15 protein-coding genes are annotated in these 23,835 nt (G+C 47.6%); 8 read left to right on the forward strand and 7 right to left on the reverse strand.

What is annotated here, in order from left to right; translation table 11 throughout:
• A complete protein-coding gene (locus tag ACJJI5_RS04150; RefSeq protein ID WP_444926008.1) occupies positions 1-1,473 on the reverse strand; it encodes a Ppx/GppA phosphatase family protein in 1,473 nt (490 codons plus the stop codon).
• Positions 1,474-1,858: 385 nt separating this feature from the next.
• Between ACJJI5_RS04150 and ppk1 (ACJJI5_RS04155) the strand changes: the two genes are divergently transcribed.
• Both ppk1 (ACJJI5_RS04155) and ppk1 (ACJJI5_RS04160) read left to right on the forward strand, forming a co-directional pair.
• Positions 1,859-3,907, forward strand: a complete 2,049-nt coding sequence (gene ppk1 / locus ACJJI5_RS04155) for a polyphosphate kinase 1 (protein WP_445355589.1) — start codon at positions 1,859-1,861, stop codon at positions 3,905-3,907.
• Positions 3,908-4,266: 359 nt separating this feature from the next.
• Positions 4,267-6,318, forward strand: a complete 2,052-nt coding sequence (gene ppk1 / locus ACJJI5_RS04160) for a polyphosphate kinase 1 (protein ID WP_445355590.1) — start codon at positions 4,267-4,269, stop codon at positions 6,316-6,318.
• Between the two features lie 123 nt (positions 6,319-6,441).
• Here the strand turns inward: ppk1 (ACJJI5_RS04160) and ACJJI5_RS04165 are convergent, their stop codons facing one another.
• On the reverse strand, positions 6,442-6,951 hold the full coding sequence (locus tag ACJJI5_RS04165; RefSeq protein ID WP_444907179.1) for a hypothetical protein: 510 nt from the start codon (positions 6,949-6,951) through the stop codon (positions 6,442-6,444).
• Positions 6,952-7,007: 56 nt separating this feature from the next.
• Complete coding sequence (aceK, locus tag ACJJI5_RS04170; RefSeq protein WP_444907180.1) at positions 7,008-8,762, reverse strand: bifunctional isocitrate dehydrogenase kinase/phosphatase; 1,755 nt, start codon at positions 8,760-8,762, stop codon at positions 7,008-7,010.
• Positions 8,763-8,916: 154 nt separating this feature from the next.
• Here aceK and ACJJI5_RS04175 point away from each other — a divergent pair, with 154 nt between their 5' ends.
• The 3 genes from ACJJI5_RS04175 (at position 8,917) to ACJJI5_RS04185 (ending at position 11,783) form a co-directional block, all read left to right on the forward strand.
• On the forward strand, positions 8,917-9,525 hold the full coding sequence (locus tag ACJJI5_RS04175) for a MarC family protein (protein WP_445355591.1): 609 nt from the start codon (positions 8,917-8,919) through the stop codon (positions 9,523-9,525).
• A gap of 131 nt (positions 9,526-9,656) precedes the next feature.
• Positions 9,657-10,391: a sulfite exporter TauE/SafE family protein gene (locus ACJJI5_RS04180; protein WP_445355592.1), complete on the forward strand. Its 735-nt coding sequence runs from the start codon at positions 9,657-9,659 to the stop codon at positions 10,389-10,391.
• Between the two features lie 253 nt (positions 10,392-10,644).
• Positions 10,645-11,783, forward strand: a protein-coding gene (locus tag ACJJI5_RS04185) for an IS3 family transposase (protein ID WP_445354143.1) whose coding sequence is annotated in 2 segments (ribosomal slippage) — positions 10,645-10,894 and positions 10,894-11,783 — 1,140 coding nt in all. Because the reading frame shifts where the segments join, the coding sequence is not laid out codon by codon here.
• Positions 11,784-12,021: 238 nt separating this feature from the next.
• Here ACJJI5_RS04185 and ACJJI5_RS04190 read toward each other — a convergent pair.
• The gene (locus ACJJI5_RS04190; RefSeq protein ID WP_445355593.1) at positions 12,022-12,381 is read right to left on the reverse strand and encodes a putative quinol monooxygenase; all 360 of its coding nucleotides are present in this window, start codon (positions 12,379-12,381) and stop codon (positions 12,022-12,024) included.
• Between the two features lie 922 nt (positions 12,382-13,303).
• Between ACJJI5_RS04190 and ACJJI5_RS04195 the strand changes: the two genes are divergently transcribed.
• Positions 13,304-15,166, forward strand: coding sequence for a diguanylate cyclase (locus tag ACJJI5_RS04195; protein ID WP_445355594.1), 1,863 nt, complete (start codon positions 13,304-13,306; stop codon positions 15,164-15,166).
• Between the two features lies 1 nt (position 15,167).
• Here ACJJI5_RS04195 and pstS read toward each other — a convergent pair whose 3' ends face one another.
• A complete protein-coding gene (gene pstS, locus ACJJI5_RS04200; protein WP_445355595.1) occupies positions 15,168-16,250 on the reverse strand; it encodes a phosphate ABC transporter substrate-binding protein PstS in 1,083 nt (360 codons plus the stop codon).
• 111 nt (positions 16,251-16,361) lie between these two features.
• Positions 16,362-18,284 carry a PhoX family protein gene (locus ACJJI5_RS04205; protein ID WP_445355596.1) on the reverse strand — a complete coding sequence of 641 codons (1,923 nt, stop codon included), beginning with the start codon at positions 18,282-18,284 and terminating at the stop codon, positions 16,362-16,364.
• A gap of 229 nt (positions 18,285-18,513) precedes the next feature.
• Between ACJJI5_RS04205 and ACJJI5_RS04210 the strand changes: the two genes are divergently transcribed.
• Positions 18,514-21,117 (forward strand): TonB-dependent receptor, encoded by a 2,604-nt coding sequence (locus tag ACJJI5_RS04210; protein ID WP_445355597.1) that lies wholly within the window; start codon positions 18,514-18,516, stop codon positions 21,115-21,117.
• A 131-nt stretch (positions 21,118-21,248) separates the two neighbouring features.
• Entirely contained in the window at positions 21,249-23,129 is a 1,881-nt protein-coding gene (locus ACJJI5_RS04215) for a phytase (RefSeq protein WP_445355598.1), read from the forward strand.
• Between the two features lie 243 nt (positions 23,130-23,372).
• Here ACJJI5_RS04215 and ACJJI5_RS04220 read toward each other — a convergent pair whose 3' ends face one another.
• Positions 23,373-23,792, reverse strand: a complete 420-nt coding sequence (locus ACJJI5_RS04220) for a hypothetical protein (protein WP_445355599.1) — start codon at positions 23,790-23,792, stop codon at positions 23,373-23,375.
• Between the last annotated feature and the right edge of the window lie 43 nt (positions 23,793-23,835).

The raw sequence follows: 23,835 nt of genomic DNA on the forward strand, positions 1-23,835 counted from the left end.
TTATACTGCCGTTATCTGTAGGGGCCGATTTTGTGAGCGCCAGTGTTGCTCTTCTTGCTCCAACAATTCTGCAATTGCCGGGCTATCCTCCAGCCACTGTTGATCGGCTTCCAGGTGATAGGCGTCTCCCTGGTCATATAGCTTTAAGCCGTCCAGGCTGCGTTCGGTGCGGTCCCGGTGAATAATACATCCGAGGCGCAGGCATAACAGAAGGTCTGGGCTGGGGTGGAAGCCATAGTGCTCCCGTGGCGGTTTGATTCTTCCCCGTTGGTTGTGCACCAGATAGGCCAGGTGCTCCTGTTCACTTTTGGCAAATCCGGCCATATCGGCGTGTTTAACCATATAGGCCCCCAGCTTGCGGAAGCTACTGTGGGTTAGGGCCAGGCCGGTTTCGTGCAACTGGATAGCCCAGTGCAGTCGCACCTTGCCTTCTGGTGGGTACTGGGGGCGCAACTGCTGCAGGAGCTTGAGTGAGGTGGAACTGACACGTTTAGCCTGGTTGGTATCTACCTGCCAGCGCTCTACCATGGCGGCAATCGTATCTGCACGTCGATCCCCGCCGTGCAAGCGCCCGGCCAAGTCGTGCACTATGCCCTCGCGGATTGCATAGGGGGAGACTTCCATACGCATAATGTCGAGTTCGCAGAATATTGCATGCAGTATCGCCAGGCCGGCAGCGAAGACTGGGCGACGCTCTTCATCCAGGTAGGGTAAATCCAGGTCCGCGATATGTTTGGCGGAGGAAACCCGGTGCGCAAGCTGATCGATATCCCCGCGCTTGATCGCCTTTACTTCGCCATCATTGCAAATCCTGGCAACCGCTTTGATAGTCCCGGAGCAACCGGTAACTTCCGCGCCTTCGGCAATATGCTGTAGCTCCTGCAATTCGGCCCGCGCCGCTCGCCGCGCGCGCTGGAAGTGGTTTACGGTATTGCGGCTGATCAGGCCATCAGCAAAGAAACGTTTACTGTAGGAAACACAGCCTATATCCAGGCTTTCCAGTTGCTGTGGAGTATCACCACCGCGAACCAGCTCCGTGGAGCCACCGCCAATATCAATAATGCAGCGCAAGCGAGGGGGGCCATTGGCGGCGGCGAGAACCCCGGTGAAGATCAGGCGGGCCTCCTCGATACCGCTGATAATTTCCACCGGCACTCCGAGTATTGATTCCACTTCTTCCAAAAAACCATCGGCATTGGCCGCAGCCATGCGCAGTGTATTTGTACCCACAACACGCACATGGTCGAGAGGCAGTTTATCCATCACAGGTTGAAAGCGCTGCAGAGCGGCCAGGGCCCGTTCGGTTACTGTCGGGTCCAAGTGGTGGTTAATATCCAGCCCCTCGGCCAAGCGCACCATGGCTCTGTCTGTGTGCAGGCGTACCATGCGCTGATCGCGAAATTCTGCCAGGAGCAGATGAAAACTGTTTGAGCCCAAATCTAGGGCGGCATAGCGTTCGTTTGGAGCTTGCATCAATATCCCGTTGAAAGCGCTAATGTATGGAGTCGGACGCTCTATTATTCATTTTGCCACTTTTCAGTCCAATAGTGGGTGCAGTCAATTTACAGCGCACCAAAAAGGCGCCACCTATAAAAGTGTTACAAAATTATTAAATATCTTTTATAAATAAAAGATATTTTTTATTTATTTGTGCCAATTTATGGACTGAAACAGTGTGGCAGAAAACTGTGAAGCCATACTAGATCGTTATATTGCTATAGGCGCTTGCTCACAGCCACATTTCAGTGGCATATTTCTTTACTTAATCTTGACCCTCAGCCCCGTGTTAAGGCTGCTTCCAGAATAATCTGGATTTTTAAACTGCCGTCAGATACTGGGTGCGTTTTATGGTTTTGCAATGTCTAACGATGTGCCTCTATTTCCCAAAGAGTTGAGCTGGCTTTCATTTAACGAGCGTGTTTTACAGGAGGTGGAAGATGAAAGTGTGCCTGTTATTGAGCGCGTACATTTTTTGGGAATCTTCTCTAATAACCTGGATGAGTTTTTCCGTGTGCATGTTGCAGCGGTACGTCGTTTAGCAGCATTTTCCGTTGGCGGAGAAAAGAAGGAATACTACAGTAATCTATTGCAATCGATTAACAATCGAGTGTTGAGGTTACAGTTGCGCTATGCGAAGGCCTATAACAAAGCTTTAAAGGATCTGGCAAAGCATGATATCCATGTGGTTAGGGAGACTTCGCTTAGCGATAACCAGCGCCAGTTTGTAGAAAGTTATTTTCATCGGGAAGTGCTGCCGGAGTTGGAGCCATTCTTTATCGATGGGCGCAAGCCCATGCCTTTGATTAATGAAACCAGTATCTATTTTGCGATAGCACTTGAATTGGATGATGGTACCGAGCGCTATGTGGCAATGGAGATTCCTACGGATACACTTCCCCGCTTTGTGGAGATTCCTCCACGGAAGGGGAAGCGGGAGAAAGTCTACATCGTTCTCGATAATATTATCCGGGGATGCCTTAAAGAAATATTTCGCCATGTGGTGCCTATCGCTAAAGCCAGCGCCTATACCTTTAAGATCAGTCGCGATGCTGAGTTGGAGTTAAGTGAAGAGGTAACCCAGAATATTCTCGACCGAATGGAGCGCTCACTAAAAAAGAGAAAACGCGCAGATCCGGTGCGTATGGCATACGATGGTGATATGCCTGAGGCTTTACTGGAGTTGGTAAAGAAGAAACTGAAAATGGGGCGTTATGATACCTATACCCCCGGTGGGCGTTATCACAATTCTAAAGATCTGATGAAATTTCCGGGAGAATCCGCCCGACTTCGCTATAAGCGCCTCACACCACTGCCAGCCTTACCGAAAAATGAAAGTGTATTTTCACAGCTATGCGCAGGGGATCGGCTTTATTATTATCCCTATTATGACTTCCATGCGATTGTCAATTTCCTGGCATCTGCCGCACTAGATCCTCAGGTAAAAGAAATTCGGATTAATCTCTACCGGGTAGCAAAGAACTCCCGAGTAGTTGCGGCTCTGGTAAATGCGGTTCGCAATAACAAAAAAGTGACTGCGGTGGTGGAGTTGCGGGCGCGCTTTGATGAAAAGGCCAATATCCATTGGTCCCATGAGTTGAGCGATGCCGGGGTGAATGTAGTGTATGGCATGCCCAATCTCAAAGTACATTGCAAGTTAATTTCTGTGCTTCGCCGCGAGGATGGCAAAGACCGTTTCTACAGCCATCTAGGCACCGGTAACTTTAATGAGAATACAGCGAAGGTCTATTGTGATTTTAGCTTATTGACCAATAACCAGGAGCTGGGTAGGGACGTGTACAATGTATTTGAGTTTATGCAGGCACCGCGTAAGCGCCCTTCTTTTAAACGTATTATCACTTCACCTTTTTTCTATCGGGATGCGATTACTGCAGCGATAGATCGTGAAATTGATGCCGCCCAGGCAGGGAAGGAAGCGGCGCTATTTTTCAAGTGTAATAACCTTGTGGATAGTCAGATTATTGAGCAGCTGTATCGTGCCAGTGCCGCAGGTGTAAAAATTCGTATTATCGTTCGTGGGATGTGTGCATTGGTTTGTGAAACTCCGGGCGTATCAGACAACATTCGTATTATCAGTTTGGTAGATAAGTACCTGGAGCATGCCCGGGTCTATATTTTTCACAATGGTGGTGATGAGCTGATGTGGTTGTCTTCGGCGGACCTGATGAAACGAAACCTGGATCAGCGAGTTGAAGTCACTTTCCCGCTTATGAATCCGGAGCACCAGGCTACAGTTCGCAAAATTATGGAATTGCAGTGGAGTGATAATCAGAAGGCGCGGCTGATTGATGCCAAGCAAACAAATTCCAAGTTGGCTAATGAGGGACGAAAAGGTTGTCGATCCCAGGATGCCATCTATCGCTTTTTAAAGCAGCGTGAGGCGGAGTAGTATAGATCGCCAATAATGGGCTGCAGACCTCCCCTAGATTAAAAGGTGACCCTTCAGTTTGTCTGTGGGGTCACAAATACCATTTGCACTGTTAACATCATTATTCTACCCAGTTTAGGCTTCACTCTTGATAGAGTGCATCTTTTCTCTATTTATTGATCCCGCTACCAAGATAGAAACTCTACTGTAGGTTTTAGAGCCGATATCACAAGGAGTTAATCCAAAAATACGCTGTCACCTTGTTCTATTATTTTATAGTTAGCCAGATTTTAAGCTCTGTACTAGTAGGGCGGATTTAGGGAGGCTGGCATCTGGATTTTGGTGATTAATAGTAGATGCGTTGGTGAAGTGCTCTATCTATGCTGAATGATATTCCTCTATTTCCCAGCGAATTAAGCTGGCTATCTTTTAATGAGCGAGTACTACAGGAAGCCGAGGATGAAACAGTCCCAGCTATCGAACGGGTACACTTTCTCGGAATTTTCTCCCAGAATATGGATGAATTTTTCCGCATTAAGGTGGCTGGTGTACGGAGGTTGGCGAGTGTTGATTCTGGTGTGGGGCAGAGGGAGCACTTTTCCCAGCTATTGAAAACTATTAATGATCGTATTTTGACACTTGAAAAGCGCTATGCCGAAGCTTATGTCAAAGTGTTATCGGGGTTGAAAAAACATAGTATTTATCTTGTTCGAGAAGATAGCTTAAATAGCCATCAGTTGGGATTTGTAAAAAATTATTTCCATAGCCTGGTTTTACCGGAGTTAGAGCCTTTTTTTATCGATGGCAGATCAGCAATGCCATTGCTGAGTGACAACAATATCTATTTCGCTATCACTTTGAATTTAAAAGGGGAGCCAAGCAGATATGCAGTTATGGAGATTCCCACTGCTATTCTTCCCCGCTTCCTGGAAATCCCATCGCGCCAAGGCAGGAAAGAGAAAGTTTACATCGTTCTGGATAATATTATTCGAGTGTGCCTGGAAGAAGTCTTCCGCAATGTTCTGCCTATTCTTTCTGCCAAGGCATATATGTTCAAGATAAGTCGGGATGCAGATATTGAACTGGGAGAGTATGTCAACCGGGATATTCTCGAACGTGTTGAACGGTCACTCAAACAGCGTAAGCGTGCAGAGCCGGTACGTCTTGCTTACGACATGGAAATGCCTAATACACTGTTGGAGCTGATTAAGAAAAAGCTGAAGATGGGGTCCAGGGATAGTTATACCCCTGGTGGGCGTTATCACAACTCCAAAGATCTTATGGGCTTTGCCCCGGACTCCAAAAGTTGTCGGTATAGAAGGCCGGCACCGCTCTTGTCTTTATCCACCAGTGAAAATATTTTTGACCAATTGCAAGACGATGATGGATTGTTCTGTTATCCGTACCATGACTTTTGGGCAATAACAAATTTCCTTGCTTCGGCCTCTATTGACCCGCAGGTAAAAGAGATACGTATTACCTTGTATCGAATGGCGAAAAACTCAAGGGTAATCGCGGCGTTAATTAATGCGGCTAGAAATAATAAAAAAGTAATTGCGGTTGTTGAATTGCGGGCGAGTTTTGATGAAAAAGCCAATATTTATTGGTCCCGTAAATTAATAGAAGCGGGAGTGTTGGTTGTTTACGGCGTTCCTGAAATGGAGGTTCATGCGAAGTTAATTTCTGTAGTCCGCCGTGAGCAGGGAAAGAATCGTTTTTATACCCAGTTGGGAACAGGAAATTTTAACGAGAGTACTGCTCGTGTCTACTGTGATTTCAGTGTGTTGACTAATGATCAGGGAGTGGGTCGCGACATCTATAACTTGTTTGAATTTATGCGATTCCCCAATACAAAACAGGTTTTCAAGCATATTATCGTTTCTCCTTTCTCATTGAGAAGTTCCTTTGAGCAAGCCATAGACAGGGAAATAGAGGCGGCCCTCGCTGGGCGTAAAGCTGGCATATTCTTTAAGTGCAACAGCCTGATAGACAGCAAACTGATTGCCCATCTTTATCGGGCGAGCGCTGCGGGAGTAGAGATTCGATTACTCGTTCGTGGTGAGTGCTCTTTGGTGTGCGACACCCCTGGATTATCCGACAATATTAAGGTGATCAGTTTGGTGGATAAGTTTCTTGAGCACGCAAGGATTTATGTGTTTCATAATGGTGGCGATGAACTGATGTGGATGTCCTCTGCAAACCTGAAAAACCGCTGTCTGGATCAGCGGATCGAAGTCACTTATCCGGTAACCAATTCTCGACACCTCCGAACCATTAAGAAGATCATGGAATTACAGTGGCATGATAATCAGAAGGCCCGCTTAATTGATGCCGGTCAAACCAACACCAGGTTGGCAAATGAAGGGAGTAGGGGCTGTCGGGCTCAGGACGCTATCTACCGCTACTTGAAGAAGCATTCCCAGAGGTACTAAAAAGGCAGAAGGGAATTGTACGGTGCCCAAGAGTGTATGGGCATAGATGCTTTACAGGCCTAACCGGGTAACTTCACCGCATGTCTCAAATACTGTCTATCACGCTAGAGGCAACTCTTTTCTTTAGTTGGGGCTAAATCCCACCAGTTGTCCATCACTAAATGAAAAACGATAGCCCTGCCCCACCTTCAGCCGCTGGCCGCAGGGGGATTGAATCGTAATACGGGGATATTGTGGTGTTGAGATCCAGGTCGCAAAGTCGCCTCTGGGTCCACGCCCCAGCAGCTGGTAATAATCTCCATAGTTACAGAAGGCTGCTGGCGTACACCTTTCCGCGCCCCAGACATAGGCAATCACGTCGAACTGTTGGGGGAGGCCGTATGACTCTACGAATGGTTGTCGCGGATTTTCGGTAAAAGTAAACACTTCATCAAAGGACAGGGTTGGAAACCCCCGGGCGGGGGTTGCGCAGCTAACCACGTGGGGTTTTCCTGTGATTCGTGCGTAAGGTGGTGGGCGCTTTGCCGGCGGAAGCTTACCGGGGATGGACATCTCGCTGGGGAAATAGCCGCAACCGCTGGTCGTCAGCAGGGAAACAGTTGCGGCAACTAGAGCCCAGCGAAAAATATGCACGGATTATCCGCTCCCTTGGAAAAGTCCTCCTACCAATATAGTCATAGATTGGTCGTCTACTTTTGTTGTGCACGGTTATGGGAGCGGCGCGGGAAACGCCACTTGCGTCGATAGGGGAAAGCACTCTCCACATGTCCGGCGCGAATACGATCTTGTAAGAGTTTCCAGAAGCGATAGTTGTATAAATCGCCGTGCTGCTTTTCGAATGCAGCGCGCGCGGTGGGATTGCCAGAGAAGAACAGGCGGAATTCTTCCGGGAAAACGTCGGCTTCTGCGACGGTATACCAGGGCTTGTCGGCTAGCTCCTGCTCAGAGGTGTGAGCTTCGGGAATCTTGCGGAAGTTACATTCCGTCAATGGGCAGAGCTCATCGTAATCGTAGAAGACTACCCGCCCGTGACGGGTAACCCCAAAGTTTTTCAGCAACATGTCGCCTGGGAAGATATTTGCGGCCGCCAGCTGTTTGATGGCATTGCCATATTCTTCCATGGCTTCTCTAGTTTGCTCTTCATTGGCGTGTTGCAGGTAGAGGTTAAGCGGTTCCATACGCCGCTCTACATATAGATGTTTGATGATGACCCGCTTCTCATCAATGATCAGTTTTGATGGCGCCACTTCTTGCAGTTCTTTGATCAACTCTTCACTGAAGCGATTGCGGTAGAAAATAAAGTAAGAGTACTCCTGGGTGTCAGCCATACGGCCGACCCGGTCAGAGCGGGATACGAACTTGTACTTTTCTTTTACGATCTTCTCGGTGACAGTTTTCGGCTGGTCGAACTCATCTTTAATGACTTTAAATACCACCGGGTAGGAGGGCAATGTGAATACGCTCATCACCATCCCTTTAATGCCTGGTGCAATAACAAACTTGTCGTTACTGACCTTCATATGGGCGAGGATATGGCGGTAGAACTCGGTCTTACCGTGTTTGTGGAAGCCGATAGAGTTGTAAAGCTCAGACTTCTCCTTGAGCGGCATAATAGTGGACAGGAAGCGCACAAAGCGGGAGGGGATTGGCGCATCCACCATAAAGTAGGAACGGGTAAAACTGAAAATGATACTGGCGGAGTCGTTATTGTAGATAAGGGTGTCCACAAAAATACCGCCGCGCCCGTTGTTTAGGCAGGGCAGGATCATGGGGATAACTTCGCCGTTCAGGATAATGCGCCCCACCAGATAGGCCGCTTTGTTACGGTAGAAAACAGACTCCAGCATATCCACCCGCAAGTGTTTCTCGTTGTCCACATTGGCCAGGGGGGCGCTGCGCAGGGATTCGCAGATATGGGCAATGTCGCGCTCCATATTCTCCCAGGGCGTGGAGAAGCTGAAATCCTTGAGAATATCTTCGATCATACACTCGAGGCCGTGGCGGCCGCTGTAACTGATGTAGATGCTGTAATCCCGTAGCGGCTTGTCTTCCGGTGCTCGGGACGGCTTGACGAAGATATTGCTGTCGTGAATGTTGGTGTGATGAAACTGGCTGCAAAACACCGAGTTAAAAAAGGTCTCGGCGATCTCATAATTGCTGTGATTGGCAATCAGCTGTGCATAAGTGGCGCGGGCATCACGCCACAGCTCCAGCTGGCTGGTGTCCTTGCTGGTTACCGAATGGACCAGGTCCACCACTTGGGTGACCTTGGTTTTGTACAGATCGATCCGGGCTTTATTGGCCTCGTGTGCCGCTTGCCAGGAGGCGGTTTCAAAACGGGCCTTGGCGCCCAAAGTGATGTTCTGATAGTCTGCGAAATAGGCGTCAAAACCATTGAGGATGGTTTTAGCGATGCGTCGGGCGGTCGGTGAGTGATTCGTCATGCACTAGACTTTTTTTCTAAGTTACAAGTTACGCTTGCGCCAGCAGTTACCGTAGATAACGGCGTTGGACCCCCTAAGCACACCTCGCTCCGGTCCTGCCCATACTGCCTGGGGCTCTTTAAGCGGATAGTAGCACGGCACGTCGGAGTCCCAATTGAACGATTGGATCAGTAGCTTTGTCTTTTTCTTTGCTGTGATTGACCCGGTGGGTACTCTGCCAGTGTTTATCGCCGTCACTTCACGACATGCAGAGTGGCAAAAGCGCAGGATAGCCTGGCTGGCAGTACTCGTCGCAACCGGGATCTTGTTGTTCTTTTTGGTCGCAGGGCAATTCTTCCTCGAGGCGATTGGCGTGCCCCTTTCTGCATTTCAGGTAGCTGGAGGCGTCGTCCTGTTCCTGTTTGCCTTAACCATGATATTTGGTGAGAGCAAGCCAGAGCAGGAGATAGAAATCATCCGTGAGGGGCATGAGACAGCGATTTTCCCTCTTGCGGTGCCCTCCATTGCCTCACCCGGAGCCATGCTCGCGGCTGTGGTTCTTACGGATAACCATCGATTTGATCTGATCCATCAGCTGAGTACGGCATCCGCCATGGTAGCGGTGTTAGCGATAGTGATAATACTGTTGTTGACCGCCAATTGGATATATCGATTTATTGGTGATGCCGGGGCCAGTATCGTAAGTCGAGTTATGGGGCTGATCCTGGCCTCAGTGGCAACAACCAATGTACTTGTCGGGATTCAGCAGTTCTTTTCAATTTAGCTCCTGGCATTTGGTTTTATACTGGTTGAGCTAAGGCTGCGTTTCTTCTAGTGAAGAGAGTGTTGGAATTGCGCCCAAGCCTGAATTTCTACTTTATTCACTGTGATTTTGATGACTTCTGAAGCGGTAAAATGATAGAGCTATTGCTGCTGATTTTTGGCGTCTTGATTTGGTATATCAGTACGCTTGCGGCCGGGGGCGGGGCACTGCTGCTTGTTCCAGTGATTAGCTTTATCGTTGGCCCACACCTGGTTGCACCAACGGTAACCATTGCCAAGTGCCTGGCTTCGCCCTACCGGGCACTGGTTTTCTGGTCCTATATTGATTGGCGGGTAGTACGCTGGCTTACTCCGGGAAGCTTAGTCGGGGCATTGCTAGGTGCATATTCCTATACACAGATGTCCCCAGAGTGGATACAAATAGTGGTTGGGCTTTTTTTAATGTCCACGATACTTCAGTATCGCTTTGGCCATAGGGAAAGATCTTTTCCCATGTCACTTCCCTATTTTTTACCTCTGGGATTGGTGACCGCTTTTGCTTCCGGTCTTATTGGGGCAATGGGTCCCCTTAAGAACCCTTTCTTGCTGAATTATGGTCTCGAGAAAGAATCCCTGATAGCCACTAAGGCCTTTAATGGGCTGTTAATGCAGCTTGTAAAGCTGGGAACTTATATTACATTCTCGGCGGTATCCCTAGAGTTGGCATTCTATGGTGTGGCGGCTGGGCTTGGGGGGATTATTGGTGTAACCCTCGCTAAAAGGAGATTGAATCAGGTCAGCTTTAAAAAATTTAGGAAATACACTCTATTGGTAATGTTTTTGTGTGGCTTGGTATTAGTGATAAAAGCGCTTTATGACATGGTTTAGATTTATAGGGATAGTATTTATAATTTATTGCTAGAACTAACCGTTTGGAAAGCAAAGAATTAAAATTCGCTCTCCTAATTACAATACTATCATCATAAGAATTAGGGAGCCTCTGAATAACTCCGTGATACCTCTGGCATGCAGAGCGGTTCTCAATCAAGGCGCGGCTTCGCAGGAATGTCTAGACCTTTGTAGTGGTCTAATCCTTCCGGACACTTCGCTAAGATGGTAAAACTACCAAGCGAGGTGAAGTATGACAACAAAAGGTACACGCCGGTATTTCAAGCCGGAATTTAAGAAAGACGCCGTAGCGCTAGTCTCTGAGCAAGGGTATTCAATTTCTAAAGCAGCAGAGGCTGTAGGAACAACAGCCAATAACCTGCGACGCTGGATAAAGGAACTGAAGCAGGAAGAAGACGGTGTAAGGTTGGATGTAGGTGAGCGCGCAGAATTAGAGCGATTACGACGTGAAAATAAGCAGTTGCGGATGGAGAAAGAAATCCTAAAAAAGGCCAGCGCCTTCTTTGCGAAAGAAATGAAATAAAGTACAGCTTTATTGAAAAACAGCAAGGCAGCTTTCCTGTTAGGGTGCTCTGCCGGGTAATGCAGGTAAGTAAGACTGGCTATTACGATTGGTGTTGCCGTGGTAATAGCTCAATAGATGCTCAAACATGGCAACTATGCCATCGTTTGAAGGCCCTATTTGCAGAATCTAGACAGAGCCTCGGAAGTCGTCGGTTAATGAAGCTGTTACGTAAAGAAGGTTTTGAAGTCGGGCGCTATCGAGTCCGCAAGCTCATGAAAAAGCTAGGCTTGGCAGTAAAGCGTAAGAAGCGATTTACAATAACGACAGACAGTAAACATCACCTACCGGTCGCAGAGAACCTTCTGAATAGGGAGTTCTCACCGAGTGCTAAAAATCAAGTTTGGACGACTGATATTACATATATTTGGACTTCGCAGGGCTGGTTGTACTTGGCGGTAGTGATTGATCTCTATTCGCGCCGGATTATTGGTTGGCATCTAGATCGGAAGATGGAAACGGCCCTGGTAACTCGTGCGTTGATGATGGCTGTCAATTTGCGTTCGCCCCCAAAAGGTCTCCTGCATCACTCTGATCGTGGCAGTCAGTATGCCAGCCATACCTACCAAACGTTATTGAGTCAGCATGGGATGGTGTGTTCAATGAGCCGTAAGGGAAATTGTTGGGACAACGCACCGACTGAACGTTTCTTCAGCAGCCTGAAGCGGGAGTGGGTAACAGGAAACCTTTATCCGACAAGGGAGGATGCGGTAGCGGATGTAAGAGCCTATATTGCTTATTACAACTCACGCAGAATACACACAACACTGGGAGACCTAGCCCCTATCGAATTTGAGAAATGTGCTTGAAGAAGTGTCCGGTTGGAGTTGACCACAACACTTTCAAGAAGTCGCAACGCGGAGTGTGAATCGCTCTGCAAGCCCCGAAGGGCGGGCCTTGAAGGCCACAGCTGCTGCGTTGCCGCTCTTGCAAAGGGCTTACGGCCATTCACGGCGAGTTGCGCCTAACACCTGCAGCCTTCAAGACCCGCAGAGGCATTACGGAGTTATTCAGAGGCTCCTTAGTACAATTTTTATATCCAGTTTATTAATGGCTGCGTTCGAATCCTGCATAGGTGTGATACTGCTGGGGGGTTAGGCCTGCATGGCGTGCCTGAAGATCCTTGGGAAGATCGCCTAAATAGATGACGCGAGTGGGTTCTGCCGTCTTGAGCCAGCGCTCTGAATAATTCTCCCAGGTGTCCACATGTTTATGTGCGGCACTTACATCCTTGAAATGCTCGTATACAATAATTTCTCCGCTATCAGAAATATAGTACTGATAATTCAATGTCCCCGCTTCTTGCTGCGAGACTACCTCTACCATTTCATCAACAATTGACCTAAAGGCCTGCTCCTGTCCGTTCTTTATTTTCGCCTCCACAAGCCAGCCAACATTATTAAACATAAGTATCTCCAATACAGTTCAAGAGGCTTTGACATAAGTGGTAGAGCAACAACTGTCCTGGAATTATGCTGACTGATAAGCAACCTGTCGCTAAATACCAGAGGGGGAGTAACTGCTCTACTCAGGAAGAAGATCAAGTGATGGTCCTAGATATTGTAGACGACATCGTGGCGTCTAGTTTGGTAGGGCTAGCTTTTGATAGCTTTTCAGTTGCACTGAACTTCACCGGGCTCCTTATATCAGTAACCTGCTTCAGGAGTGACTAATGGTTCATTGTTTGGTCTAAGGGAGGGTTCAATGCTTGTGTTGTGAGATAAGCCCAATTGTATTCAGCAGTTCTTTAGAGGCTCCTTAATATCTAAGAGTGGCATATTTTCCGTATGTACTGATTGGTAAACAACGATGAGATCCCCGGATCAGCAACAATTTCTAAATTTAGCGTTCTAGGGACAATATTTAAATTCGATGTGGGTAGTCAAATGTAATCGTTAACAGAAACTTTCTCTTTGGCGTATTTAAGATTTTGTATTCTTTGTCTCTCCTACTTAATACCTGATTTTAAGACTTAGTCCCAAGGTGTAAGACGGCGTAACAGCCTGTTTACCCTTATTTCAAGCTAAAAGGCATAAAACACATTACTTAAGCGCTTGATAAATGAAGAGTGAAACTGCCAAATAGGGGGAGTAGAAAAAAGTTGTACCTGATAATTTAAAGTCCTTATTAGTGTGTTTTTTGTACAGGTGCGGACTTATAGAATTCATACATAGCTATTTTATGTAAGTATGAATTGATGACTTTCTTGTATGGAAGCTATTTCTCTGAAATACAACAAGCATTATCAATTCACTTTGGAAGTCAGTATCCATTATGACTGATTTGGTCTTTATGAAGACGGAAATTGTTGCGTATCTACATAGTAAGAATGAAAAAAACAATTGGTGAATTTGAACTGTGGACTCAAAAGGGTGGCTCTAAATGGCACAACCGTTTGGTTTGTTGTGCAGTGCTGATGTTTGCCATACTTCTTTCTATGCCCAGCTACCCCCATACGGTTGTGGATGTCACCTCGTTGGATGGAGGAAGTAAACCGAGTGGCCTAAATGCAATTTGGCATGACCCAGCGGGGTTTGGAAACATTGTTGAAGCTGAAAAAGCTTACAAAAATAAACTTTTCCTTCCCTTGGGAACTGCCGGATCTACCGGGCTTAAATCCGGAGCCTTCTGGTCTCACTTCATATTAAAAAATTCCAGTAGAGAAACAGTTTATGTCTCAATTGAATATGTGGATAACCAGCTCGATGGGCTGACGGCCTTTTCTAGGATTCAGGGCGGCAGTCAGCCTTACACTGAACTGGCAAGTCTGTCTGCGAACCAGCCTTTTTCCAGTCGAAAAATCAAGCATCATCGTTTTGCGTTCCCACTTAAAATCCCCCCCTTCGCATCAAAGGAAATGATGGTTAAATTTGATGTTGGAGTTTTGGGTGTTGCCTTTCCCAGTATGCGTATTTGGAGACCTGAACAACTTGAAGAGAGGAGTAAGGCTGAGGCCATTTTAACGTCATTTCTTTTTGGTGGTTATTTTTTGATGGCCATTCTTGCGCTGATTGGTGCTATTGCTGCGCGTAAGAATATCCTATATTTATACTCTTTATATTCTGTAACGAAAATTTGGGTGTGGGGGTCTTTACTGGGATATACCCATCAATATTTGCTCCAAGAGCAATTTGATTGGCGCTATCAATCGATTAGTAGTGCTGTGGCGATCCTGACCGGAATTCTTTTTGCCCGATACTTTCTTGAAACGGCAAAGTACACGCCAAGACTGGATTACTTTTTAAAATTAATTTTACTCAACGGTTTATTCCTGGTTATTTGCGTTGTACTGCAGTGGGAGGCTCTGGGGCACATCTCTATGATGCTCGCTCTGTTTTTCTATCCTGGCGTTGTTGTTGTCGCACTGGTACGTTGGCGGCAGGGGGATACTTCTGCGGCCGTTTTTGCTTTAGCCTGGGGCGTTTTGGTGTTGGGGCTTTTGGTGCAGGCGATGAGGGATCTCGGTTATGTGGTGCACAATCCAATTAATTATTATTGGCCCCCGGTTGCCTCTTTTGTTGAGATGTTGGCAATAATGATAGCTATCGGATTACTGGTAAAACGTTTAAGGCAACAAAAAGAGACTGCAGAAAAAAGGTATCTACTACACCTGGAAGCCTCGAGAACCGAGCTGGAGCAACAGGTAAAACTTCGCACACAGGAATTGGAATACGCTAAATCCAAGGCTGAAGAAGAGGCGCGCACAGACCCGCTAACAGGTATTTTTAATCGCCGCTGCTTTTTCGAAGAGGCCAGTAATCTGGTGGCTGTGGCAATTAATAACCAAATGCCATTGTGTGTATTAATGCTGGATATCGACAATTTTAAATCTGTTAATGATATTCATGGCCACTTAATCGGCGATCAGGCACTCTGTGCGACTTCTCGAGTAATTTCTCAACACGTGCGGGATGTGGATATCTTCGGGCGTATTGGTGGGGAGGAATTCGCGCTAGTACTCAGCTCCAATGTCGAAGGAGCTATGAAGGTTGCCAATCGTATACACCGGGATATCGCTAAAATCGTGATTAAAAGTGCAGTTGGGCAAGCCCAGTTTACCGCAAGTATTGGCATCGCCCGCCTTCAGGGGCGAGAAAACATCCTGGAGCTAATGCGACGGGCAGACTCTGCGTTGTATCAGGCCAAACGCGCTGGACGTAATCGTATTGTGGAGTGCGCTGAAGCTACGTAAATTAGCGTACGTAGGTAACGGCATTGAGTACTTTTTGACGTATATTCTCCGGAAGGGGCACCAGGCCCAAGCTTCCGGCCTGGCTTTGGGATGCGTTGCTCAACATAAAGACCAGCATTTGCCGCAATGCTTGTGCTTTTTGATCATCCTGGTCTGCGTAGAGCAACAGCCAGGAAAAGCTGGTAATGGGATAGGCGGTTTCTCCCTTGGGGTCCCAGATCCAGGCAATAAGGTTGGGGGCACCGCTAATCGGTAGTGATGCTTTTGGAAACTCAACCTCTGATAGTGCCTCTGCCCCGCTCTTGGGGCCGGCGGCAATATAATTGCCCGCTCGGTTTTCCAGTAAAGCCACAGGCAGGTTTACCAGTTGGGCAAATCCGTGTTCGACATAGCCGATGGCCCCGACTTTCTTGCGGACCTTAGCGGCTACGCCTTGATTGCCCGGTGCTCTTTTAAATCTGGGCAACTTTGGCCAACTGGGAGTTCTGTCCAAACCAATTTTTTCGCGAAAATCTTGGCTCACGCTACTCATATGTCCAGAAAAGATATATGAGGTACCCGAGCTTTCAGAGCGGGTGACAACGGTAATCTCATCTCTGGGCAACTTGATATCGGGATTTGCAGCTGCGATCTTGGGGTCATCCCAGTGAGTTATTTCTCCGAGGAAAATCCCCACATAAGCTTCCCTGGACAGTTTGAGCTTGTCGATTCCAGGGAGGTTAAATACCAGTACGACTTCCCCAGCAGTAACCGGTAGTACCACGCCACCGCCTTTCAGCTTGCGTAACTCATCGATCTCAATAGCGGCATCTGAGGCGGCAAAGTCAACTGTATGACCGAGAAAGTCCCTGATGCCGTCACCGCTACTGCTCATCTCGTAGAAAATAAATATATTGTTTTCCCGATGGGTGAACTGTCGAAACCACTCGACATAGATTGGGTAGGGGAAACTGGCGCCGCTGCCCCGGAGATTTACAGGATTTTCTGGTACCTGGGCAGTTCCCGGTGTGGCGGCAAGGATAAAACTGGCGGTTGCCAGCACAGCGGTAAGGCGGCGTATAAGGGTTGCACACCTCGATATCATAGGGACCTCGGCTTATAGGCCTCTGACAACCTGCCTATAGGCGGGGGGAGAGGCCAAAAACTGCTTTAGATTAAAATTTTAGCAGGGTCCCCGGTTTGTCATATCAATTGCCTAGCTACCGACTATTTGGTCGTCCTCACGGTAAATGGCCAGTACTGATGGCCGAGGCGGTAACAGGGGATTATTATCTGGCCAGCGGTGCAGGGGTTGGTCATAAGTGGAGTTGCGCGAATCGGCCGGATGTTGCACGGCAATAAACAGGGTTTTTCCATCGGGAGTAAATTCCGGCCCGCATACTTCAGCCCCTTGCGGGCAGCCAAAGAAATGCTTGGGTGCCGCTCGCAAAGGCCCCTCAGTAGCCATTGCCCAAAGTCCATCGTGGAACCCAAAGCGCTCACAGCCATCGGTAGCAATCCACATATTGCCCCTGGGATCGAAAGCGACGTTATCGGGATTGGCAAACCAGCCGTGCTCAGAGATATCGTAAGGGGACTGCTGTCCATAGGCGCCCCTTTCAGCGGGGTTTTCAGCATTGGGATTTCCGCCAAGTAGAAATTGCTGCCACTGAAATTGTGCGCTTGTGTGGTCGCGGTTTCCCTTCTTCCCGGGGGGCGCTATTTCCAATACATGGCCGGCAGTATTGCGGGCGCGGGGGTTGGCGGCATCGGTATCGCTGCGCTTCTTGTTTTTGGTCAGCATTACATAGGTGCAATCATTGTGGGGGTTAGTCTCCACGTCCTCCGGCCGATCCATTGGCGTGGCTCCCAATAGCGCGGCTGCGCGGCGCGCATCAATCATTACATCTGCTTGATTGCGAAAACCATTCTCTGCGGTCAGTGGGCCCTGGCCATATATCAGCGGCAGCCATTCGCCACTGCCATCGTCGGCAAAGCGCGCGGCATAGAGCGTGCCATTAACGAGTAGCTTTCGGTTTGTATCGGGATCTTCGGGCTGATAGTTATCTTGGGATACATAGCGATAGACAAATTGATGTTCATCATCATCGCCGCCGTAAGCAACGATCGGTTGTCCCGGTTTACAGACCAGGGTAAAGCCTTCGTGCTCAAAACGCCCAAAACTGGTCAGTTTGCGCGGTTTTGATTGGGGGTTATAGGGGTCAAACTCCACCATCCAGCCGAATCGGTTGGGCTCATGGGGTTCTACCTGAATATCAAATCGGCGGTCGTGGTCACCCCAGTTGCGATTTTCCGGTTTTATACCAAAAAGTTGATGGTTTTCGATCTCCAGGGAATCTTCGAGCTTTTTTGGGTCTCCCTGAAAAGCGCCACCAAACCCCTCTTCAGCAATTAATACGGTTCCCCATGGGGTTTTTCCTCCTGCACAGTTACCTATGGTACCGAGGACCTGGGTTCCGCTGGGATCTTGGTGGGTCTTCAAACGTTCGTCGCCTGCGGCGGGGCCAGTGATTTCCATTGGCGTCGTAGAAGTTATCCGCCGGTTATAGGGACTGTCAGCCACTACTTTCCAGCCCTGTTTACTTCTTCGAATTTCCACGATGGAGTGTCCGCAGGCGGCCTGTTCAATGGCCACATGCTCGGCACTCACTCCTCTGGTGGCACTGTATTCGTCGTTATAACCGGGGAACATTAGATGGGGCTGGGTGTATTCGTGGTTGACACATAAAAGCCCGCGATCACTATTTTTGCTTTGTATATGCAGGTACCCCTGGGTAGAACTGGTCCCCACTGCCAAGGGCATAAAAGCAATAAAATCGTTGTTGTAACCGAATCGCTGTTCCTGGCCGCTGGCGCTAAGTTCTTCAGGCTGAAAAGATGTTTCCTCTTTATGTAGAGGGTCTCCCCACCTTAGCAGAACCGTGGATTTATAACCCTCTGGTAGATGGTGTTGGTAATCCAGGCCATGGGGAATTTCTTTAAAGGTGAGGGAGTTGTGTGTGGGCTTTTCACTCCCACTACAGCCGGGTAGTAAGCTGCTTACAGCACCGGTGGCGGTTACACCACCCAGGACTTTAAAAAGAGACCGGCGTGCTGGGTTTGTGGGGCTTTCGTTCATGACTGCTCCATATTTGGCTTCAGTATATGACGCTTTTTACTGTTAATTGCCTTGATGGTTCTTTTTAAGGCGATTGATATCTGTGTAAATAGCAGGGCTTACATCTATCGTCGCAGTACTAATTGACTATGTGATGACAAGCTTAAAAAAAATGTCACGTAAAGTTCATAGCGGCCTTCTAGTCTGCGTCCAATTCAATAAGCCACCGGCAAAGTGGGAGTGGGACGCAATGAAATACAGAACTTCAGGCTTGCGGTTACTGGGAATGCCATTGGCGGCTCTGGCGACTGCCATCATTAGCGCGAATACTGTCGCAGAGAATGACCAGGCTATGGAAACTGTGACAGTTACTGCTCAGGCGAGTAATGCGCGCAGCGATTTGGATCGGCAGCGCGATGCCAATAAAGTCGTAGCGGTGCAAACATCTGATGCGATCGGTGAACTCCCCGATGCCAATGTCACGGAAGCGTTACAGAGGATGCCGGGGGTATTTATTGCAAGGGATCAGGGCGAAGGTCGTTTTGTCGGGGTTCGGGGTATAGACCCAAATTTGAATGCGGCGACAATTAACGGAGTGAGCCTGCCGGCACCGGAAACAAACACTCGGGCGGTAGCCCTGGACGTTATTCCATCGGACTTATTGGCGAGTTTGGAGGTGTTTAAAACGCTTACGCCAGATATGAGCGCAGATTCTATTGGCGGTGCCATTGAGATCAAAAGTCTGAATGCCCTGGATTATGACAGCAATCGCTACAAGTTCAGCGTAGAGAATAGTTACAGTGAGCTGCAGGAAGAGTACAGCCCCAAAGTGGCTGCGACAATGACAAATATTTTTGAACTTGCTGGCGAGCGCCGTCTTGGGGTGGCCCTGGCATTAAGTCATCAGGAGCGGGATTTTGGCTCAGATAATATTGAGACTGACGGTAGCTGGGAAGAGCTGACGGCTGAAGATGGCTCTGTCGCTAAGGGCGCGACCGAAATAGAACATCGAGATTACAGCATTACCAGGGAGCGCACAGGCGTTGCTGCCAACTTCGACCTGGACCTGGGCAGTGACTCCAGTATCTATCTCCACAGCTTGTACTCCGATTTTTCTGATCAGGAAATTCGCCAGCGCAATTCCTGGAAACTCGATGATGAGCGCGATGAGCCGGAGACTATTTCAGCCAACTCGGCAGAATGGGAAGAGGCCGCGTTGGAGAAGTCCCTGAAGGACCGCCTGGAAGAACAGGAAATTATTTCTGCGGTATTTGGTGGCGAGCATAATTTTGAGCAATGGGGATTGTCCTATGCCTTGGGATATTCCCATGCAGAGGAATCTGAACCCAATCGACGCGATACCGATTTTGTCTTGGACTCCTTGCGTTTGGGGTATGTTGAAGCTGGTGATACTCCCCGTATGGCGGTGGGAAGTGAGGATGTTGAAGCAGTATTGGACCCGGCCAGTTATCAACTCGATGAGTTGGTCATTGAAGATAACTTTACTGAAGATGAAGAAATTAGCTTCCGTATTGATATCAGTAGAGAAATTGATTGGGCTGGCAATCCTTCAGTAGTTAAATTCGGATTACATGAGCGTCAGCGAGAAAAGGCTGGTGACTTAAATGCGACTGTATATGAAGGGTTTGGTGGGGATTACACTCTGGCGGACTTTTCTCGCAATAGTATCGATTATGGTTTGGATGCATTTGGACCTGGCGTCAATGTTGGAAGCCTGAATAGTTTTATCAATGCTAACCTCAGTGATTTTGACATAGATGAGACGGAGACCGCTTTGGCATCCGCCCGTGACTACGCAATGAATGAAGACATCACGGCCTTGTATGTGATGAATTCTATTGAGTTGGATCGCTCCCAGCTGGTTTTTGGGGTTCGCTATGAGCGCACCGAATTTACTGCTGAAGGAGTGAATGTGGCAGAGTCGGAAGAGCCCCTGCCGGGTGCCGATTTAATTTCAGAAGGGGTTTATGCCACTGAGGTTAACTACGAGCGGGACTACGACAATTTCTTCCCCAGTATTAATTACAAGTTTGATTACAACGATAATGTTGTTCTCCGTGCAGCTTATTCGGAGTCCTTATCGCGTCCATCATTTGGCTATTTGAACCCCTCTCCGGCCAAAATTGAATACGATGATGGGGAACTGGAGGTTGAAGCTGGAAATCCAGAATTAGACCCTTATGAATCCCGCAATATCGACCTATCTGCCGAATACTATGCGGACGACCTGGGTATGTTCTCTGTGGGACTTTTCCATAAGAGTATCGATAACTTTATTGTTATGTCTGAGGTTTCCAGTAATACCGATTTTACCCGTTTTGTAGGGAATTTAGCGGTTGATGATGCTGAAGTATGGCAACCGATTAACGGAGACAACGCCCGTATCAGCGGTGCCGAACTGGCCTGGACCCAAGGTTTTGAAAATGGGTTCTTACTCAGGGCTAATGCAACATTAACCGATTCAGAAGCTGATCTGGGTCTCAATAGCAGTGATCGCAGTGACAAAATATCTATGCCTTCCCAGGCGGATTTTGTCGGCAACTTTATTGTAGGCTATGAACGCGATGCCTTTAGTATGCGCCTGTCAGCAGCTTTCCGCAGTGAACGCCTGCTGGAAGTAGACCTTGAAAATGAGGTCAATGACCGCTACGAAGAAGACCATTTGCAATTGGATTTGTCGGCCCGCTACCGCTTTGATAATGGCCTTCAACTCACTTTTACTGGGGTTAACCTCACGGATGAGCCTTACTATGTTCACACGTCTGGGTTTAATGGTCAGTACGAAGAATACGGTCCGACTTATGCGATTGGGCTGAGCTATAGCACTTTCTAGAATTTACACTGGAATTTTTGGATTAGTGCAATTTTTTACCCTGATAAAGCCCCTGCAATATTGTGGGGGCTTTGTTTTTGTAAAAATAATATTTTCTGTCAGTTACCGGTAAGCCCTAAGCAGGTTTTATTATGCGTTTTTCAATAGTGGGTGTTTTGTCCTGCCTTATATTACTGGGATGCGATCTTGAAAAGGATAGTCAAAGATTATCTTCACAAAAGATCATCTCTTTAAAGGGTGTGATAGCTGAACAGATTCAGCTGGTCAGTTTCCCTGAGCAGCAATACTTGTTGCTATCCAGTAAAGATAAGGGGCTATTGCTTGTAGATGAGTCCGCAGAAATACAAGTTCAAAAGGATGGCAGAGTAGAGGCACTTGCCATTCAGCCAAGGGAAGATGGCAACTACCTGGTGGCCGCTTACGAAGAGCAGGAAGCGCAATTACATCTATATCAATTATTTACTGATCTAAACGATGATTTGCAGCTTCAACTTTTAGGAAAGCTTGAGAGTGCCAAGCCTGTGAGCGCACTCTGTTTTTCACTACAAGCAGGAAGAGATCACCTGTTTGCCATTGGAGAGGACGGACGGGGGTTTGAGTACCTGCTTTCTCCCAGTGATGAGCACTGGGACTTTACCGAGATACGCCCAATATATTTGGGGGAAGAGGTTAATAGTTGTAGCGTGGATAACCGTCGGGGGCGATTACTGGTATCACAGCCGCCTGTAGGGATATTGGCATTGAATGCCGACGCAGAGCGAGATGAGGAGCGTGAGCTTTTAATCTCGGCGAAACAGCTCGGTGATGATTTCGGCAGCTTGCGACTGGGTTATCAGCAGGACCAAATCTGGATTGCTGTGGAACAGGGAGTACAAGTTTTCGACTTGTCAGGAAGTGGTAGGTCCGACCAGTCTTTGACTTTGCTTGCAGAAAGCCCTGCCTCTATAGCAGTTTTTGGTGATAGGTTGGCCGTGTTAAATGATAATCAGAATGAAATAACCTATTTCCCGATAAATACCAAGCTGACTAGCGTTACAGATAGTCCGCTTGAGATTATTCCCACTGTTGCCGCCAGGGGACAAACTGACCCCGTTCACTCTTATGGGGATGCTGCCGATGATCCCGCTATTTGGGTGAACTCTCATTCGCCGGCAAACAGCCTGATTTTTGCTACAGATAAAAAAAAGGGGCTCAATATTTATCATCTATCAGGCGGCTTAAAACAGCACTTTCCGGTAGGCAGGGTTAATAATGTTGATATCCGTAAAATTTCCCACCCTAATATTGATGCGATTGCCGTTGCCTCTAATCGTACTAACCCCGGTTTGGATCTATTTACTATTAGTACAACGGGCGAGGTGGGGTATCTTGGATACCGGGGTATAGGGCTTCGTGATCCCTATGGCTTGTGCCTGCAACAGGACGATAGTGGACTTTATGCCTGGGTTTCTGACAAGGAGGCCAGCTTGCATCAGCTCAAAATCAATGTCTCTGAGTCCTCCAATGAGTTTGAGGTTGAGCAGGGTATCCAGTTTGATGACTATGGACAGGTTGAAGGCTGTGTTGTGGATGACCAGTTCGGAACCCTGTTTTTTGCTGAGGAAGACCGGGGGATTTGGCGGCTGGACCTAAAGTCCTTATCAGAGGCCTCTCCAGAGTTGGTGGCAGAAGTGGATGGTGAAAAGCTGGTGGCAGATATAGAGGGATTGGCACTTTATCAGGATGGCGATAAGGGCTATCTAGTGATATCCAGTCAAGGTAATGATAGCTATGCACTATTCAGCCGTAGTGGAAATGAATTTATTACCCATTTTCGGGTTGGTATGAATCCCCAGCTAGGTGTGGATGGCAGTTCGGAGACCGATGGTTTGGCCGTTACCAGTTCAGCTTTGGGTGCGGAATATCCTCAAGGTTTGTTAGTTGTTCAGGATGGGCGCAACCGAATGCCCAGCGCAGCCCAGAATTTTAAATTGGTTGATTGGAGGGATATCAATCGTCTGTTGTCTCACTAGCGGTATCGGGGTTTTCAGGCTGGCTTAAATTGTTAATGTTGCGGGCTCTCTGAACCAGGTAAACCAGAGAGCTCGCAAGTATCACTCCAACGATATCGGCGGCCAGATCAAGTAAGTCAAAAGTCCTTGAGAAATCTTGGCATAATACTTATTGATACAGTTTTGTTTAATCTTGTGAAGTCTAGATGTTGATTTTATCTATATCTTATGAGAGAGGAAAGAGAGGCCTTAAAAAGCTGTGAGTTAACCAGATTGTGATGGCTCAGTATCATTTATTTTTGACTTGCAGTCTTCACATAGATAGACGATTCCCCTCAGATCTTGCCACCTGCATCCGCTGGTATATTCACAGCGCCGCATCTTGTTATTGCAATTACTGCAGATAGGGGGGTTGTTAATTTTCTTCTGTTCCAGTTGCCAGTTAAGACCGTATAAAGTAAGTATAACCCCAAAGGTAATGGCCATTAAAAGTTCGTCATATCGTTGAGCGTAACCCGAAAGAAAAACTGAAATAATAAGTATTATAGTGAAAAATAATAGTGAAAGTGTTTTAACTAATTTATATTCATCTTTTAATCGATTTTCAAATTCTATTTTTGCCCTATAGTCTTCACTGTATTCTTTTATATCTTTTGCTTGTAGATTTTTTTTCTTATTTTTCATTTTTTATTGTTTGAATCGGTGAGCTGATAGCTGTTTTTCTAGG

It is taken from the genome of Microbulbifer maximicatervae (SeqCode) (assembly GCF_052467955.1).